Below are 18,001 nucleotides of genomic sequence, written 5' to 3' on the forward strand. Positions count from 1 at the left end.
GATCAAGAGTAGCAACTGTGGCAATATCATCCAACCAGTTGATTTTCATTATTTTGTCATAATTACACAATAATTTTTTTGATTTTTCCTTAATCATTAAGCAAGTTATCTTGAAAATGATCGTTATTTACCTCTCGCCTACATAGTAGATTGACTCGGTGCATGTCCTACTTTATTCATCTGGACCATTTTTTATCTACTATCCGTTTACTCGGCTGAAACTCGATTGTTCGTCACTTTTGATCCGTTTACTCGGCTGAGATTTTAATTTCTTAAGTTTTTCCATCATATGATCAACTATAATGATACTTCTTTATTCCCTTGATATTCTGCAATTGCACGTAAAAAGACTTCACCATATCGTTCGAGTTTTTGCTGACCGACACCTTTAATCATCAGAAATTCCATATCGGATGATGGGAGTTTCGCACACATATCACGCAACGATTGATCAGAGAAAACAACATACGGTGGCACCATTTCTTTAGCCGCTAGCTGTTTTCGAATGTCGCGTAGTTTTTCAAACAAAGCATCGTCTACGGTGACTTTAACAGCTTTGATATTTTCTTTTTTAAAGACTTTGCTTTCTCCTTTAAGCACACTGATCGCTTTTCGAGACAGCGAAAGTGTCGGATACGTTCCTCCGGAGGGGATTAGGTATTGGTCCGCCGTTAAAAAGTCAATAAAACTACTTACATCTTTCTGCGTCCGATCACGCATGATCGCATACGTCGATAATCGATCAAATCCAAAATCTTTAATGCGCTGATTCGTCGCTCCGGTTAAGATTTGTGCCACAAATGTTTTACCAAAGCGCTCACGAATGCGCTTGATGCAGGATAGAACCATTTGTGCTTCGCGAGTGACATCTTGCCGTTTGCGGTCATCCTTACAGTTCCCGCAACGTTCACATCGTTCAGACGATTGATCCCCAAAGTATTCAAGTATATAAGATTGTAAGCAATCCTCCGTATGACAATAACTAATCATTCGCTCAAGTTTGTGATATTCGTCTTTTTTTAAAACATCATCCATTTCAGATTGATCGATAAAGAATTTTTGCAATTGAATATCTTCTGGGGCAAATAGCAGGATGCAGTCTCCCCGTTCACCATCACGACCCGCACGCCCGGCTTCTTGATAGTAGGCTTCAATGTTTCGAGGCATATTATAATGCATAACGTAGCGTACATTCGATTTATTAATTCCCATACCAAAGGCATTTGTAGCCACAAGTACGGTCACATCATCATATAGAAATTGCTCTTGATTCTTCTGTCTGTCCTCTTCAGACATCCCTGCATGATATTTTCCGACCTGAATGCCTTCTTTTTTTAAAAAATGGTGAAGGTTGTCCACTTCTTTTCGAGTGGCAGCATAGATAATGCCGGGTTGATCTTTATTTTTTCTCACATATTCATTTATAAAAACACGTCTGCTTTGCCCTTTAATGACTTGAAAGTACAAATTATCCCGTGCAAAACCTGTTAGAATAACTTCTTTTCTTCCAATCTTTAATAGGTCGCAGATATCCGCTGTCACCCTCGGTGTTGCGGTAGCTGTCAAAGCGACAACGGTTGGGCGCACGGCGCAGCTCTCAATCATATTAATGATTAACCGATAGCTTGGCCTAAAGTCGTGTCCCCATTGAGAAATACAATGCGCTTCATCTATTGCAACTAAGGAAATATTAAGTTGAAGGAGGCGATTTAAAAAAGAAGGAACTTCTAATCTCTCAGGAGCGACATACAATAATTTATACCGACCATCTGATACACCCCTCAGGCGCTTCCAAGCCTCATCACTTGTGAGAGAACTATTAATAAACGTCGCCGATACCCCTTGTTTTTCAAGCGCATCGACTTGATCTTTCATAAGTGAGATGAGGGGAGAAATCACTAAGGTAATCCCTGGCAACATTAAGGCTGGAATTTGATAACAAACGGATTTCCCACCACCCGTTGGCATTATTCCTACTGTGTCTTGCTGATTAAGTAAGCGACTAATGATCTCTGCTTGCCCACTGCGAAATGAATCATAACCAAAATATTTTTTTAATAAACCTTGTGCTTCTTGAAGCATGCATGGGTCATCCTTCCCTACCATAAGTCAATCTATGTTTACGAGATCTTTTTCATTCGATAGTCTTATCTTAACGCAGGAGTTGACTTTATTTCTACCATTTTATTAAAAAAACAGTGGATAGGAATGGACGCCTTGAATAGACATAAACTGTTAACTTTCAAATAAGATTTGTTCTTTTTTACACTTTAAGAAAGTATAAGTGCAACTAGGCCTCTGTCTTCGCCTTTGGCCCCGCAATCGGCAAGTTTTCTTTATACTGATTTTTATTTGTATATTTTGGTTATCAGTATAAGTGCAACTAAGCCTCTGTCTTCGCCTTTGGCTCGCCAATCGGCAAGTTTTCTTTATTAAATGCCTTTTTCTTTATTTTTAAGATTTAATTCTTTTTGAGGAGATATGTTCGCTTTCAAGACATTTTTCATCATTTTTAAAGCATAATCATTGTCTTCCTTCACATTGGAAGCACAGCAATCTTGGGGGATGAAAAGCTTATAGTCTCGCATATAAGCATCATTAGCTGTGAATAAAACACAGATATTCCCAGCAACACCCATGAGGATCAGTGTTTCTACACCTAAATGCATAAGCAACGGTTCAAGTGGCGTTGCAAAAAAACCAGAATGTTTTGGTTTGAAGACAAAGTAATCGTCATCATCTGGGACCAGTGGCTTGATAATATCTTTAGCCTTTCCCTTCATAGCTTTAGATACAATGGCATGAACATCCGATTTCCAAAGATCGTAATGATCATTGATATAAATGATGGGAATGTGTTCTTGTTTACAACGCTGTTTTAATTCAACCATATTATGTATTTTATATTTGAGCTCATGAATGAGAAGATCCGCTTCTGGAAAGTCCATGTTGTTCATCATATCAATAATTAAAAGGGCGACGGATTGATTTAATTGTTTATCTTTCATAATGATTCATCATCTCTATCATTCCTTCTTATAACTTTTAATAGCTATATCCTTATCTCATTTATTTCATTCTGACTGTTTATAAAAAATTGGGTTAAACTTGGGGTTTTTCTAAAGAGCTGTGGCCAGTTTCACAAAAACACCCTTAATTATTTGGGAGTTGGAAGATGACATTGTTTTTAAAAGGGCAGTTTTAGCACATATTTTATGGTAAATAAACCCTATGGTCTTTTTGACTTTATTTTCTAGTTTAAATGTATTAATATAATTAATGCACACTAATTTTATAGGAATAAGAGGTGTAATACATGTCTTCATCATCAGCTTCTACTGCTTTGTCAAAAGACAATGTAAATAAAAAAGTCAAATCGCAAATCGTACCTCTTGGTTCTCCTCAAACTTGGCTTGTTATAAGCGCTGTGATTATAGCTATCATCCTAAGTATTGCCAGCATTTCAATTGGGGGAATTAAGCAGGGCATCCTTTTGTGGATAGGATTGCTATTAGGCGTTACTCTTTTTCACGCAAGATTCGGTTTTACATCTGCGTTCAGACGATTCACATCTGTCGGAAATGGAGAAGCGATCCGAGCTCATATGCTGATGCTTGCGGTTGCTAGTACATTATTCGCCATTATTTTTTCTGTAAATACCACTCTATTTGGAGCAAAACCGACACCTAACTTAGATCCTGTCGGCACAAGTCTCATTGTTGGATCTTTTCTTTTTGGTATTGGGATGCAGCTTGGCGGCGGTTGTGCATCAGGTACCTTGTACGCTGTCGGTGGCGGACGTACGGAAATGTTTTTTACTTTAATCGCATTTATTGTTGGTTCCGTCATTGGTGCTTGGCATTTTGACTTTTGGATTAATCAAATGCCATCCTTTAAACCCTTTTCTTTAGCAACAAGTACGGGACTCGGCTGGTTAGGCGGTTGGGTGCTTCAAATGATCATTTTTGGTTTTATTACTTGGATGACGTTTGTCGTTGAGAAAAGAAGGAAAGCGCCAAAAATGGCGTCTCTACCAACAACTACAGGCTGGAAGCGGATCTTCAGAGGTTCATGGCCTCTTTTAACGGCTGCTGTTGTTCTTGCAGTGCTTAATGCGGCTACATTATTTGTCAAAGGAAGCCCATGGGGCATCACCTCTGGTTTTGCTTTATGGGGTTCTAAAGCTGCTAGTGCCTTAGGAATTAATGTGGAAAATTGGGCGTATTGGTCAGGACCAAAAGCTGCTGCCCTCCATCAATCTGTTTTCACTGATGGAACAAGCGTGATGGACTTTGGCTTGATCATTGGTGCCTTTGTTGCCTCAACTCTTGGCGGACTATTCGTACTCAAAAAAATCCCAGCTAAACGATTAGCCGCTGCGATTATTGGCGGATTATTGATGGGATACGGCGCCCGCCTTGGCTTCGGATGTAATATCGGTGCCTATTTCAGCGGAATCGCTTCATTCAGCCTTCATGGCTACGTTTGGGCGATCATGGCCATGCTTGGTACCTATGTGGCATTGTACTTACGCCCATTGTTTGGCATGTCCGTCCCGAAATCAAGCGACCATTTTTGTTAACATCTGAAAAATAGGAGCTATACCTTACATTGATGAAGGTATGGCTCTTTTTTCTTATAAGGTTAAGGGTCGACTGGAATGATAGTGCTACTTCGAAACTTGATCGAACGACTTAAGGACGGAATTGAGCGACTTCGAACCTTAATTGAGCTACCTCAAACATAATTGAGCCACTTTGAACCTTAATTGAGCTACCTCAAACGTAATTGAGCGACTTTGAACCTTAATTGAGCTACCTCAAGCTTAATTGAGCGACTTCGAACCTTAATTGAGCTACCTCAAACATAATTGAGCCACTTTGAACCTTAATTGAGCTACCTCAAGCTTAATTGAGCGACTTTGAACCTTAATTGAGCTACCTCAAACGTAATTGAGCGACTTCATACCATTTACTAATTCCGGGTGGTGACAGTAGATTACGGAACAACAGGCACGCAATTTGACCTGTGAAGCCGTTTTATGCCATTCTAAATATAGCTTCACTAAATTCAATTACATATGAGGTGATATAATGGAAAATTTCACGTTTTATAATCCAACAAAATTAATTTTTGGCAAAGGTCAAGTGGAACAATTAAAAAGCCTCATTCCAGATTACGGGAAAAAAATATTACTCGTTTATGGCGGAGGAAGTATTAAACGGTCTGGTCTCTACGATCAGGTGATTGGTTTATTAAATAGTATAAATGTTGAACTCTTTGAGCTCTCTGGTGTTGAACCTAATCCAAGATTAACCACGGTAAAAAGAGGCGTCGACATTTGTAAAAAAGAAGGCATCGAGTTCTTGCTTGCTGTTGGTGGAGGAAGCGTGATTGATTGTACTAAAGCCATTGCTGCAGGTGCCAAATATGACGGAGACCCTTGGGATTTTGTCACGAAAAAACATCAAGTAACGGAAGCCTTACCATTTGGTACTATTCTCACCCTTGCAGCAACAGGTTCTGAAATGAATGCTGGTTCTGTCATTACCAATTGGGAAACAAATGAAAAATATGGTTGGGGTAGCCCTGTGACTTATCCTCAATTCTCTATTTTAGACCCCGTCAATACGTTCACAGTACCGAAAAATCAAACGATTTATGGTATTGTCGATATGATGTCTCACGTCTTTGAACACTATTTCCATCCAGCTAAACATACCCCACTTCAAGATCGTTTCTGTGAGTCCATTTTAAGAACCGTGATGGAAGAAGGACCAAAACTGGTTAACGACTTAGAGAATTACGACTTACGAGAAACCATTCTTTATTGCGGAACAATGGCGCTTAACGGTATGGTGTCAATGGGTTACCAAGGTGATTGGGCTACTCATAATATTGAACACTCTGTTTCAGCCGTCTATGACATTCCACATGGCGGTGGGCTTGCTATCATCTTCCCAAATTGGATGAAACACAACTTAGACGTAAATGTGGATCGATTCAAACAGCTCGCTGTTCGTGTATTTGATGTTGATCCTTCAGGAAAATCCGATCGTGATGTTGCTCTTGAAGGAATTGCAAAACTTCGCGAGTTTTGGAATCGTATAGGTGCTCCAAGTGCACTTAAAGATTATGAAATTGGTGATGATAAAATTGATCTGATGGCGGATAAGTCCGTGATTAATGGTGAATTTGGCCAATTCAAAAAGTTAAATAAAGAAGATGTTGTCTCGATTTTAACAGCGTCTCTCTAATAAATGGATCATTTGAAAAGGTAGCGGCTGTCCGCTGCCTTATAAAAAGCCACATGCCAAATTTTTTACTTTTTGGCTTGTGGCTTTAAATATTAATATTACTTCCCTGCTTTACTCGCGACCTTCATATTCTTTTCAAAGCAAACAAATGGATGTTCTTTTCCTAAGTCCATTTCTCCACGCAATTCATAGCCTGTTTTTTCATAAAGTTTTACAGCCCCGACATTGATTTTATATGTATCTAACCGAATTTGGTTGTATCCATGTTCGTGTGCAAAATCTTCAGCAAAGGCTAAGAGTTTTTTTGCAAGTCCTTTCCCTCTTGCTTCCGGATGAACAACAAGCCGGTGAATAATTAACGAGGGACCGTCGGTATAGTTCCATGGGATCTTTTCGGTTTCTTTATCATGATCTTCATTCAGTACGATCGCAGCCAAGTATGTGTCGTCCTCAGTATAAACGTATAATTCTTCATTCTCTATATCTTCAACTAATTGATCATGACTTGGATATTTTTCATCCCATTGATCAATTCCTTGGTCTTTCATGATTTTTACAGCTTGTTCGTACATGGAAAAGATCGCCTCTGATTCTGATAATTTGGCTTTATGCATTGTCATTCTCTATTGACCCTCCATTTTAAGATAAGATTGTGATAACTATCACAAAACAATGAAAGTTTATCATAACATAAGGTTAGACGCGCTCACAAATATTATCATTAGTTTGGTACACTTTTTCTAAAAACATACAGCCTTATGCGTATTTGTACCCTTTTATTTAGATGTTTAATCCCTCTTTTCGTCGTTTTTTGCATCCAATGATTCATCCATCTGTTTCTTCTTTTTATTTTTTTATTTCAATTACATTTGGTGTCACAAGCCTTAATAGAAAGTCATAAATTATTAGTGGAGCGGGCTATTTTGTATGTCCGAGCACTATTTTTAAAAAGGAGTAAAAGGATCATGGATGAACAAAATAAAGAACCTGAAAATAAATTAAGAAAACTTCCGCCAAAACCATTCAATTTTGGTCACGGACTCCTTGGCCAAATGGATGAGTTCTTTAAAAGTGAGTCTTATCGTGGTATTTTGGATTCCATTGATTCATTTTTTCAAAGTTCTTCATTGCAAGGTTATTCTTTTCCTGTAGATGTTTATGAAACGGAGTCTGAGTGGGTGGTTGATGCAGATCTTCCAGGTGTTGAGCGTCAGAATATCCATATTGAAATGTTAGGAGATCACCTCCGAATTTCAGTTGTACAAAAAGAAGAAACAAACGCCAATCATGATGCCGAGCATTATTATTATCATGAAAGACGCATGCAGCAATCTTCTCGAACAATATATTTACCTTATACCATTGTTAAACAACGGACGAAAGCGACGTTCAAAAATGGAAAGCTTCAAATTAGAGGACCGAAATATCCAAAAACGAATAATACATTGTCAATTGAAGACTAGAGGGCATTAGGTTTACCTAATCCCTCTAGTCTTTATCCCGTTAAACTATAGCAGAGCAGGTCTCTATCTCTAAGATTCACAGGACAACTTGTCCAATTGGTTTAGCTAATAATCTGTAGGGAAGTATCACTTTATTTTTCTAAAGTTTGAATAAATCGTTCAAGACGATCCAATCCTTCTTGTAATTGTTCTAGTGAATAAGCATACGATATTCGAATATAACCTTCTCCAATTGGAGAAAACGCATCTCCAGGTATCACCCCGACATGTTCTTTTTCAAGTAATTGATGAGCAAATTCAAAAGAGGTCAAATTGAATTTTTTAATTGAAGGAAAAACATAAAAGGCCCCTTGCGGACGAACGGTGTCGATACCCATATTTTTCAATCGTTCAAGTACATAGTCTAATCTTTTTTCATATGACTGCCGCATTGGTTCGGCATCATTAATTCCATTTGTTAAAGCTTCAATAGCCGCATACTGCGTAATACTTGAAATACATGTCACCGCGTATTGATGTGATTTAATGATGTGTTTAATTAAATCTTTATCAGATAAAATATACCCCATTCGCCAGCCTGTCATGGCATGGGATTTTGATAAGCCGTTTATCACGACTGTTTTCTTTTTCATAACAGGGTATTCTGCAATCGATAGATGTTTTATCCCATATGTAAGTTCACTGTAAATTTCATCAGAGAGAACAATCACATCTTCATCTTTTAAGACACTCACAAGATCATCGAGTTCTTCTTTTGTTAAAACACATCCTGTTGGATTACATGGATAAGGAATGACCACCATTTTCGTCCGATCAGATAGATGTTTTTTTATTTGTTCACTTGTAATTTTAAAATCGGTATGAGTTGTATCAACATATACAGGAACCCCACCACATAGTTCAATCGGCCCCGCATAGCCTGGATAAGCCGGTGCAGGAATAATCACTTCGTCTCCAGGACTTAAAAAAGTACGAAACGTGATATCTAGCGCTTCAGTTGCCCCAATCGTTGCAATTATTTCAGATTCTGGGTCATAATGAAGATGGTATTTCTTTAAGGCAAACTGTGAGATAGCTTCGCGAAGTTCCGGCACGCCTTCCATGGCGGTATATGCTGTATGATTATGATCGATGGCTGCTTTGGCTGCTTCTTTGACATGTTCTGGTGTTTCAAAATCAGGTTGTCCAATCGTAAGAGATAGGACATCTGGATACTTAGCCATGAGCTGAGTAAATCGTCTAATACCACTAACTTGAACTGCTTTAACATTTTCATTCACGAGGTGTTCCAATGTGATCATCCTTTGCCCTTTTCTCTTCTGTTTCTTTTCTTTTTTACCTTTATTTTATCATGACTTCGTCTTGCGGTGGTGTTGTCTTTTAAAAAAATTGGACCCCATCTATGCATCCATTGAGGTTACCTCTAGGTCACAGATAGGGTCATTTTCTTATACGGGTTCACTAATAAGATGATTATATTTTATTTTATTGTTGCTAGTTCTTCAACGTCTGTTGTCCAGCCAAATTCATCTTTTATTTTACCGCTTTGAATACCTGTAATGGCATCATAGAGTTTTTGAGAGATCGTTCCAATCTCACCCTTATTCACGTTCATCACATGATCTTCCCATTTCAATTCGCCAACCGGTGAGATAACGGCCGCTGTTCCTGTTCCAAAAACTTCTTCAAGTTTGCCAGCTTTAGATGCTTCGTAGATGTCTTCGATGGCAATTTTCTTTTCTGAAACTGGAACACCCCAGTGTTTCAATAAGTTAATAACGGAATCACGTGTCACACCTGCAAGAATACTTCCGTTCAACGCAGGAGTAACGACTTCACCGTCAATTTTAAAGAAGATGTTCATACTGCCTACTTCTTCAACGTATTTTTTCTCAACACCATCTAGCCAGAGAACTTGGGCATAGCCGACTTTTTCTGCTTCTGTTTGGGCTTTCAAACTGGCAGCATAGTTCCCTGAAGTTTTTGTAAAACCAACGCCGCCTTTGACTGAGCGAACATAGTCATCTTCAACGTAGATTTTAACGGGTTTTAATTGATCTCCATAATAAGAACCTACAGGAGATAAGATCACAATCAATTTATATTCAGAAGAAGGTCTAACTCCCAAGTAAGGTTCTGTAGCAATGATGAAGGGTCTAATGTAAAGAGACTGTCCTTCTGCTGTTGGAACCCATTCTTTGTCGACCGTAATTAATTTCTTAATGGCATCAATCACAAACGTTTCATCGACGGCTGGTATGTCTAATCGTTCGTTTGATGTATTTAGGCGACTAAGGTTTTTATCAGGACGGAATAAAAGAACTTGGCCTTTCTCCGTACGATAAGCCTTCATACCTTCAAATACAGCTTGACCATAGTGAAATACCATGGAGGATGGGCTTAAGGAAATCGGCTCATAAGGGACAATTCTTGGATCGTACCACCCTTTATCCGTATGATAATCCATCACAAACATGTGATCCGTAAAGTATCTGCCAAATCCTAGTTTGTTATAGTCTGGTTTATCTTTCTTTTGTGTCGTCAAAGTGATCTCTATTTTTTTACTCATCATGACATCTCCTTAGGTCTTCAATGATTAACATACATTATAGCAAGACCAACAAAAAACTTCTAGACATCTTTCGAATATTGTCACTATTTTGTGAAGAAAATGAAGAGTTTTGGCAATGAATCGTTTCTCAATAGGGTTGTATCCAATTTGAAGGCCATGCCAAGTCTGGTTAAAAAAACGTCAAAAAAACACGCTTATGAATAGAAGCTTTATTCATAAACGCGGTTCAATCTGACGTCTACACGATTAGAACGTTATAAAATTTCTACATAATTTGGATTCGCAGTGAGAAAATTGCCGCTTTTGAGCTTATACATTTTGGATTCGTTGACCCTTAAGGTTTTAACAACCGTAAATACTTCACCTTTATGAACTAGTCCTACTTTTGAATTCCAATCAGGTTTATTGTAATAATAAAGGTCTTGTACTTTCACTCGAACTCTAAAGGATCCGTCATTTGATCTCCTTGATGAAGTCCTTGCTGAAGCTTTTCCTTTATTTGCTCCCTTTTTGCTAGAAAGATGAAAAGCTTTAACGAGACCATTGACATGACCTCGGGCGATTTTTTCAATAAAGTTGGATTCTTTAAGTTTATTTGCATCGGAGTCATTATCAATAAAACCATTCTCTGTCAGAAGGGCTGGCATGTATGATTCACGCAAGACATGATAATTGGCTGTTTTCATTCCTCTATCTATAAAACGAGTGGTTCCTATCACGGCTTGATGTATGATATTTTGGTAAGTTGTCGTTGGGCTTCCTGTCCCAGGATAAACGTAGTCTTCATAACCTGTTCCTCCACCCGCGTTAATGTGGATGCTTAGAAAGAACTTGGCTCCCCAGCTATTGGCTTCATTCGTTCGCTGGCTAAGCGCCCTATAGGTATCCGTCGTTCGACTCATTTTTATAGAATGTCCCGTATACTCCCTCTCCAGGATGTCTCGTAATCGAAGCGCAATTTGTAGAGTTAAGTTTTTTTCTTGTAATCCATGGCCACTAGCACCTGTGTCCTTCCCGCCATGACCTGGATCTAAATATAATTTTAATGCCATCGACATATCCTCTCCTTTTGGGAATAGTTTGTCTTACTATTAGTTTATGAAATTATATTTGAAAATAGCTTGTACGATTGTGCCACGTGAGAAGAATAATTAAAAAATATGCGGTTTATTTAAATTTTATCAAAATCCCACGATAAAAAAATAACTCAAGTTATAACGTTCACCTCATTGCCATTTAACTTTGAATATTTCGTTAACTATCAATAATTTCTAACCACTTCTATCTAATAGCAAACAGACTTACCCTCTAGTGATTTAAAAGAAATTACTTTGAGATTTAATTATTTTCCATAATATGCATTAAATTTCAATGATTTCATCAGATCGTTCGTCTATACCTCTTTTAGTAGAGAACATATGATACTAGAGAACTTAGTTAAAGTTCAAAAAACATATTGAAGAAAGGATGGATTATATTTGTCAACATATCATACTAAGTACGGCAAAACTAAACATGATGATGATTGTGGATGTTATGGCAGCCTAAAAACACCCATGCGCAGTAGTCTAAGAACATCGAGGAATAAACACTCTCATTCTAAATCTTCCAAATTATCTGATGTAAGAATCAATCAGACATTCCCTATTACTCAAAGCATCCCTGGATCGACCCCTTCAATTTCCCCTATCCCAGGAGGAGCGCCCAACCGAAACTTTCCGAGTGCAATTGGCTCAGGTAACCAACTGACTATATTTAGAACCTTTACCAATAAAGATATCGAAAGATTCTGTAATTACAACCCTGTAAAAGACTTTAACCGCTGTTTAAGTGAGCATATTAATGCTGTTCCTTCCAATTGGACAAGAGAACAAGCCGAAATGATTCGAATCACACCTGAAAATACGACCAATGTCATTAACGAGCCTTTTCCACGAATCTCACCAGATGTCTGGATTTGGGATATGTGGCCATTAACAGAAAAGGATGGATCAATAGCTGTTCTTCCAGGAGGATGGCGAGTTCTTTTTGCGTTAACTGCACCAAAAAGTGTATTACCTGGAAAACGTCATGACGTCGCAAGAATTGGTTACTTTTATTCTCGAAATGGCGTTGATTGGATTGAAGGCGGAACTGTATTTCCAGAGGGAGCTTCACCTGGTTCCCGTGAATGGGCAGGATCGGCATTCGTAGAAAATGGAAGAGTTAATTTCTTCTACACAGCAACAGGAAGACGTGGTGAAACCCAGCTCACTTTTGAACAACGTATTGTACTAGCAACAGCCAACGTCGTTTCCAATTTAGACGGGGTCATTTTTACTAACTTTGGGCCTCATCGAGTTATCCTTGAACCCGAGGGTGTATTGTACCAAACCTTGCAGCAATCGCAAGGCGGAGGTATCATCTATGCCTTTCGTGATCCATTCTTCTTTAAGGATCCAGCCACGGGGTGTGAATACTTGTTATTTGAAGGCAACATCGGTGGTTTACCAGGAGAAATAAATTGTGGTCCAGGAGTTCCACCTGAAGCCAGTTTATATACAGGAAATATTGGCATCGCTCTTCTTCGTAATAATAATTACACTGAATGGCAGCTGCTCCCTGCTTTACTTCAAGCACCATGTGTAAACCAACAAACAGAACGGCCTCATATGGTTGTCAGCGGTGGACGTTACTACCTATTTACCGATAGTCACAGATTTACTTTCGCCCCTGGTCTTATGCCTGGTCCAGGTCCAGATGGTTTATATGGTTTTGTTGCGAGTCGCCTTCGTGGCAATTATGTTCCTTTAAATGGCAGTGGCCTTGTCGTTACCAACCCTCCGCAAGAACCATTTCAAGCTTATTCTTGGCTCGTTCTTCCTGATTTCACTGTGCTTAGCTTTATTGATAATTTTAACTTACAAGGTATTCCGATTGAGGAAGTTGGTTTACTTCCGCCTGAATTCCAATTCGCTCACTTTGGCGGTACACTAGCTCCAACCCTTCAATTAGAAGTCTTAGGAACCAGAACTCGGATTGTTAACGAACTAGCATTTGGATTGATGACGGTTTCCGAAACAGAAAGTCCAAAATGCCCTAACAAACACCTAGATAGGAATAAGGATTATCATAATAAGAAACACCATAAAAAATATGATTACGATCCAAAAAAATCATTTAAAAACAAACAAAAACAAAAGCATAGAAAAAAACAACAAAAACAAAAGAAACAGCATAAAAAGAAACAATATAGTTCAATATAAAGGAAAATCATTTATTTTTTTTAAAACAGTTTAGTTCTATAGCTCGCATCTTATAATACTAAGTATCTCCCTTATAAAGGCAAAGAAGTCCTTATTAAGGGAGAAAACTTAGTTACAACACAGCCTAAACAAGAAAAATAATAGATAAAAAAGATGACTCAATTTTACAAGATAGTCATCTTTTTTACATTGATTATTGATCTGTATCACATAGTTCATAATTATTCAACAATCATTTATCTCTTTCTACAAAGACTAATCCACAAATACAATGACAGTCAATGATAAATTTTTTTTGTACGAGATGAGGATACTTCGTTTTATCACTTGATTGATGGAATGTAAACACAGCACAACCATCTTCATGTTTAAATTTCTCAAGTGTAAGAATTGTCCCTCCAGTTAATTCGTCTTCTTCATTTAATGAAAGTGGTACAGAGGTACCTTTTAATATAAGAATAAATTTCTCTTTAGTTTTTGCTTTGCTTAACGTATCACATATACATCCCACGCAGGAATTTGTTTTTTTTCTAATTTTCTTACTTGTCAATTCATTAAACAGATTGGTCGTTTCCCTCGTCAAATCTGACATTTTTGGACATCTCCTTCTAAAATGATCATCAATATATGTATATTAACCTAACCTTATTGATGAATCCGCCAATGCCCTATTTTTAAAATTATTATATTCTTTTGCCTTTAAACCATATGACAAATTCAAATTCACTAACTGTATACCTGTATTAGGTTACAACCTTTTTAATTTCCTTAGATAGAAATTTTTGTACAAATAGCCTATACAAAAAAGCGCTAACTATAATAATGTATAGTAATCTTGCAATAAAGGCGGGCGAAACCTATGGCACACGAAGAAAATCGTTTTTCTATATATAATACCGTTATGAAGTTAGTGCCTGGAGATAAATTGAACGTTTTTCTAAAAGGTTCTAATCGGTCGTTGATGATGACTTTCTCTAAGTTTAATCATCATTGTTTAATTGGTTTCGACTTAAATAAACGCACGGTTCATTTAAACTATCAGGATGTTATCGCTCTAGAGTTAAATTCTGCATCTCTTCTTTATAACAAGTCTTCTTCTACGCCATGTTCCACTCAAACAAATGAAGCGACATTTAAGAGTGAATTGAGTTCAAATAATCAAACGACCCATTCTCAGGAAAAGAAAACTAATCAAGATAAAAAGGAAATTTCTCAATCCAAAATCAGCAACCGTTTTGACTCTTATATTAGACAGAGTTCAACTCTTAAAAAGATCCTTTTGCCACCTGCATCTTTCATTGATGAACCTGAAGTTATGTTAGATAAGAAATCCGATCAAAACGATCTAGAGTATAAACCGCATCATCCTTCTGAAGATACAATGAATAAAAAAGCACGCTCTGATTTCCATCAACCTTATCGAAAAAAGGTAAGCATCATCCTATCATCTTATAACGCTAAGGAAAGACTTTTGTTAGCCTTAAGGTCTTATTTATATCAGGATTTTCCAAAAGAATCCTTTGAAGTCATTGTGGTGGATGATGGATCTACAGATCAAACAATGGCTGCTATCAGTCAAATACAAACGAATTATTCCTTAAAATATATTCGTCTCCCAAATAATTCCGGAAGATCATGTGCAAGAAATCGAGGTATTGAGGCTTCAACAGGTGAAATTATCATTTTTAGTGATAGTGATATGATTGCTGAACCAAACTTTATTACAAAACATGTAACCCTTCATGAAAAATATGACAAAATATTTGTTTGCGGTTCTTTTTGGAATAAAATACATGAAAATTTCTCAGAGCAAGAAGGAACTTATATACCTTCAATAAACCCACAAGATATTTTGACGGGTCAACTCTTTGCTCATTCATCAAAACAAGATTTTTCTGGATGGTATGAGTTATTTGTCAATCAATATGACAGTGAACTTTCTGGATTTGAATTCCCTTGGATGTATTTCATCATAATGAATTGCTCTGTAAAATCGAGACATTTAAAAAAGATCGGTATGTTCGATGAACACTTCCAAGGATATGGAGGAGAAGACGAAGAGATGGGATACCGTCTTTGGAAAGACGGATTAAAAGGGATTGTAGATACTTCGATTAAAAATTATCATCAAGAACATCCTCGTTCCAAATTTCAAGCTCATGAAAGTCAGCAGAACATTCATTACATTATAGATAAACATCAGGAAATAAATCCAATTATGTATTATCGTATAGACTTTATAGAGCCAATTGAAAAAAGTCACGTTTTACAGTTAATCCGATACGTGATAAACGAAAAACTCGTATCCGGATCATTTGAGCAAAATTGTTATGATTTACTTTTTAACTATCACAAAGGAATACATTATCCTGTGCCACAAGAATTCATTTGGGATGTCGCTCGCCTACAAGACGATTCAAATTTAAAATCACTTACTGATTTTCTTATGAAGCTTATTTCTATTCTAAATATAAGGGAGAACGAATATTGAAAACATTTGGAGTTATACCCGCAGCAGGGTTAGGTACAAGATTATCACCACTCGCCTTTTCAAAGGAAATGTTCCCTATTGGTTATCAAAAATATCGAGGATCTTTAAGACCTTGTCCAGTTTCACAATATTTAGTCGAATCTATGAAACTAGCAAATGTTAAAGATGTTTTTTTTATCATTAATTCGTCTAAAACAGATATTTTATCCTACTATTTAGATGGTCAACGCTTTGGGATGAATTTTTCATATTTAATCCAATCCAAAAGCAATGGAATGGTCCACGCACTTGCTCAAGCAACACCTTGGCTGCCAAAGCAAGAAGACTACTTAATAACGTTTGGAATGCCAGACACATTGTTTAAACCCGACTCTCTCTATAAATCGTTAATTCAAAAGATAAAAGATAAACCTAATGCAGATATTATTTTAGGTGTATTCCCTACAAAGGCTTGGCACAAGTTAGGAATGACTACTTTAAAAGAAAAGAAAACAGACTTCCAAGTCGTTGATATAATCGATAAACCTAAAGTAAAACCTGAAACAGACTATGCCTGGGGAATAGCAGCTTGGACATCTAAATTTCAAAAATTCCTTTCTGATTACGTTAAAAATTATACCGATACAAACGAACTCGTCTTAGGAGATGTTTTCTCGACTGCCATGAAGGAAGGATTTCGGATCTATGCCGTTAAGGGCGAATCGTATTTAGATACCGGAACAACTGAAGATCTGTCAAAGGCTATTGAAAAAATGAATAAAACTGGAGGAGTATAAATGGGTACTGAGGTAAGTGTGATTATTCCATCCTATAATCGATATCCTCTAAACTTACTGGCCTTGGATTCTTTAGCAATCCAAACTTTTGATCCAAGTAAAATGGAAGTTATTTTCATAGATGATGGTTCAACAGATGAAACAAAAAATATTCTCAAAATGTATTATCCACCCTTCTCATTTCAATATATACGCACGTCAAACAAAGGAAGATCAAAAGCAAGAAACCTTGGAATTAAAAAGGCAAAAGGCAAAATTATCATTTTCCTAGATGCTGAAATGATTGTTAACCCTGATTTTGTCGAAAAACATTACACCTATCACCAAACTCATCCTAATGGTGTTCTAACAGGTGAACTGGGTTTTCACACGCTCTACTCCTTTGCATTTCCGGAACTAAATTCAAATCAATTAGCTCAATTAGAGGATCTCATAAATCAATCACCAATATATATGAAAAAATTCAACACCTTTATTGAAACAAGACGTCCCGTACAGTTGATCGATAAAAACGATCTCCATTCACAGGCTTTTCGGAAACTCTCATTTTTTTCTCAATCAGAATTAGACAAAAAAACAATTGAACTATTTGGAGAAGACTTAAAGCAGTTTCAAACACCATGGATGGCATTTGTAACAGCAAACGTATCGGTAAGAAAATCATTGCTTCAATTGAGTGGATATTTTGATGAATCATTTAGAGGATGGGGTTTTGAAGATTGGGAACTTGGTTTCAGACTTTATCAATACGGAGCTACCTTTGCCTATCGAAGAGATATTGCAGGTTACCATCAAGAACATCCTATATCTAATGATTCTAACTGGGAATCATCATTAACTAATTTTTGGCTGTTTCAAAAAAAACACAAATCAATCGATGTTCTTGCCATTGTATTCATCTTGTTGGGCTTGTACGATCGGCTCGATGTTCATTATATTTTAAAAGAATTTAAAACTCTTAAAGTGAAGTACCCTAATCAGTTCTCTTCTTATCGATACTCCATACGAGCCCTATTAAACACAGCGTTAGATTTAATGAAAGATGGAGAACCAGTAAAAAACTTAACAACCCTTTCTGGATTAGAACAACAATTACAAACTATTTTAACCGAACAAGATACGATTAAATCACTTGAAGCATATCCTAATTTAGTTAAAGCTTTCGACGATTTAACTTCTTTGTAAAAATGAGCTAAT

At 37.1% G+C, this 18,001-nt stretch carries 14 protein-coding genes; 7 read left to right on the forward strand and 7 right to left on the reverse strand.

The genetic code is table 11. The annotated features are described in order from the left end of the window. Positions 1–297 precede the first annotated feature (297 nt). Positions 298–2,082 (reverse strand): DNA helicase RecQ, encoded by a 1,785-nt coding sequence (recQ, locus tag FG390_RS03980; RefSeq protein WP_141189744.1) that lies wholly within the window; start codon positions 2,080–2,082, stop codon positions 298–300. Between the two features lie 350 nt (positions 2,083–2,432). Beyond that, the gene (locus FG390_RS03985) at positions 2,433–3,008 is read right to left on the reverse strand and encodes a cysteine hydrolase family protein (RefSeq protein WP_141189745.1); all 576 of its coding nucleotides are present in this window, start codon (positions 3,006–3,008) and stop codon (positions 2,433–2,435) included. 308 nt (positions 3,009–3,316) lie between these two features. Here FG390_RS03985 and FG390_RS03990 point away from each other — a divergent pair, with 308 nt between their 5' ends. Beyond that, the gene (locus tag FG390_RS03990) at positions 3,317–4,582 is read left to right on the forward strand and encodes a YeeE/YedE family protein (RefSeq protein WP_141189746.1); all 1,266 of its coding nucleotides are present in this window, start codon (positions 3,317–3,319) and stop codon (positions 4,580–4,582) included. A gap of 511 nt (positions 4,583–5,093) precedes the next feature. Then, positions 5,094–6,257 carry an iron-containing alcohol dehydrogenase gene (locus tag FG390_RS03995; protein ID WP_141189747.1) on the forward strand — a complete coding sequence of 388 codons (1,164 nt, stop codon included), beginning with the start codon at positions 5,094–5,096 and terminating at the stop codon, positions 6,255–6,257. 98 nt (positions 6,258–6,355) lie between these two features. Here FG390_RS03995 and FG390_RS04000 read toward each other — a convergent pair whose 3' ends face one another. Further along, entirely contained in the window at positions 6,356–6,877 is a 522-nt protein-coding gene (locus FG390_RS04000) for a GNAT family N-acetyltransferase (protein WP_141189748.1), read from the reverse strand. Positions 6,878–7,222: 345 nt separating this feature from the next. On the opposite strand from FG390_RS04000, the gene FG390_RS04005 reads away from it, so the two are divergent. Then, entirely contained in the window at positions 7,223–7,720 is a 498-nt protein-coding gene (locus FG390_RS04005; RefSeq protein WP_141189749.1) for an Hsp20/alpha crystallin family protein, read from the forward strand. Positions 7,721–7,851: 131 nt separating this feature from the next. Here FG390_RS04005 and FG390_RS04010 read toward each other — a convergent pair whose 3' ends face one another. The 3 genes from FG390_RS04010 to FG390_RS04020 form a co-directional block, all read right to left on the reverse strand. Continuing rightward, a complete protein-coding gene (locus FG390_RS04010; protein ID WP_141189913.1) occupies positions 7,852–9,012 on the reverse strand; it encodes an aminotransferase A in 1,161 nt (386 codons plus the stop codon). 188 nt (positions 9,013–9,200) lie between these two features. Then, a complete protein-coding gene (locus FG390_RS04015) occupies positions 9,201–10,292 on the reverse strand; it encodes a branched-chain amino acid aminotransferase (protein ID WP_141189750.1) in 1,092 nt (363 codons plus the stop codon). A gap of 254 nt (positions 10,293–10,546) precedes the next feature. Next, the gene (locus FG390_RS04020; RefSeq protein ID WP_141189751.1) at positions 10,547–11,344 is read right to left on the reverse strand and encodes an N-acetylmuramoyl-L-alanine amidase; all 798 of its coding nucleotides are present in this window, start codon (positions 11,342–11,344) and stop codon (positions 10,547–10,549) included. A 426-nt stretch (positions 11,345–11,770) separates the two neighbouring features. Between FG390_RS04020 and FG390_RS04025 the strand changes: the two genes are divergently transcribed. Beyond that, positions 11,771–13,537 carry a glycoside hydrolase family 68 protein gene (locus FG390_RS04025; RefSeq protein ID WP_219995042.1) on the forward strand — a complete coding sequence of 589 codons (1,767 nt, stop codon included), beginning with the start codon at positions 11,771–11,773 and terminating at the stop codon, positions 13,535–13,537. A gap of 232 nt (positions 13,538–13,769) precedes the next feature. Here FG390_RS04025 and FG390_RS04030 read toward each other — a convergent pair whose 3' ends face one another. Next, entirely contained in the window at positions 13,770–14,129 is a 360-nt protein-coding gene (locus FG390_RS04030; RefSeq protein ID WP_141189752.1) for a hypothetical protein, read from the reverse strand. 267 nt (positions 14,130–14,396) lie between these two features. Here FG390_RS04030 and FG390_RS04035 point away from each other — a divergent pair, with 267 nt between their 5' ends. From FG390_RS04035 to FG390_RS04045, 3 genes are read left to right on the forward strand one after another with little or no spacing between them, the layout of a single operon-like run. Continuing rightward, entirely contained in the window at positions 14,397–16,028 is a 1,632-nt protein-coding gene (locus FG390_RS04035) for a glycosyltransferase (protein WP_141189753.1), read from the forward strand. Further along, entirely contained in the window at positions 16,025–16,804 is a 780-nt protein-coding gene (locus tag FG390_RS04040) for a sugar phosphate nucleotidyltransferase (protein WP_181406368.1), read from the forward strand. The genes FG390_RS04035 and FG390_RS04040 overlap by 4 nt, the downstream gene beginning before the upstream one ends. After that, the gene (locus FG390_RS04045) at positions 16,805–17,989 is read left to right on the forward strand and encodes a glycosyltransferase family 2 protein (protein ID WP_141189755.1); all 1,185 of its coding nucleotides are present in this window, start codon (positions 16,805–16,807) and stop codon (positions 17,987–17,989) included. Positions 17,990–18,001: the final 12 nt, after the last annotated feature.

Origin of the sequence: Terrilactibacillus laevilacticus (assembly GCF_006517395.1) — a bacterium.
Taxonomy (GTDB): Bacteria; Bacillota; Bacilli; order Bacillales; family Sporolactobacillaceae; genus Terrilactibacillus; species Terrilactibacillus laevilacticus.

What these genes read in the sequence shown, in the direction of transcription:
- FG390_RS03990 (WP_141189746.1), top strand. Translation starts at nt 3,317, where the DNA reads ATGTCTTCATCATCAGCTTCTACTGCTTTGTCAAAAGACAATGTAAAT.
- FG390_RS04030 (WP_141189752.1), bottom strand. Translation starts at nt 14,129, where the DNA reads ATGTCAGATTTGACGAGGGAAACGACCAATCTGTTTAATGAATTGACA.
- FG390_RS04035 (WP_141189753.1), top strand. Translation starts at nt 14,397, where the DNA reads ATGGCACACGAAGAAAATCGTTTTTCTATATATAATACCGTTATGAAG.
- recQ (WP_141189744.1), bottom strand. Translation starts at nt 2,082, where the DNA reads ATGCTTCAAGAAGCACAAGGTTTATTAAAAAAATATTTTGGTTATGAT.
- FG390_RS03995 (WP_141189747.1), top strand. Translation starts at nt 5,094, where the DNA reads ATGGAAAATTTCACGTTTTATAATCCAACAAAATTAATTTTTGGCAAA.
- FG390_RS03985 (WP_141189745.1), bottom strand. Translation starts at nt 3,008, where the DNA reads ATGAAAGATAAACAATTAAATCAATCCGTCGCCCTTTTAATTATTGAT.
- FG390_RS04020 (WP_141189751.1), bottom strand. Translation starts at nt 11,344, where the DNA reads ATGGCATTAAAATTATATTTAGATCCAGGTCATGGCGGGAAGGACACA.
- FG390_RS04000 (WP_141189748.1), bottom strand. Translation starts at nt 6,877, where the DNA reads ATGACAATGCATAAAGCCAAATTATCAGAATCAGAGGCGATCTTTTCC.
- FG390_RS04045 (WP_141189755.1), top strand. Translation starts at nt 16,805, where the DNA reads ATGGGTACTGAGGTAAGTGTGATTATTCCATCCTATAATCGATATCCT.
- FG390_RS04015 (WP_141189750.1), bottom strand. Translation starts at nt 10,292, where the DNA reads ATGATGAGTAAAAAAATAGAGATCACTTTGACGACACAAAAGAAAGAT.
- FG390_RS04005 (WP_141189749.1), top strand. Translation starts at nt 7,223, where the DNA reads ATGGATGAACAAAATAAAGAACCTGAAAATAAATTAAGAAAACTTCCG.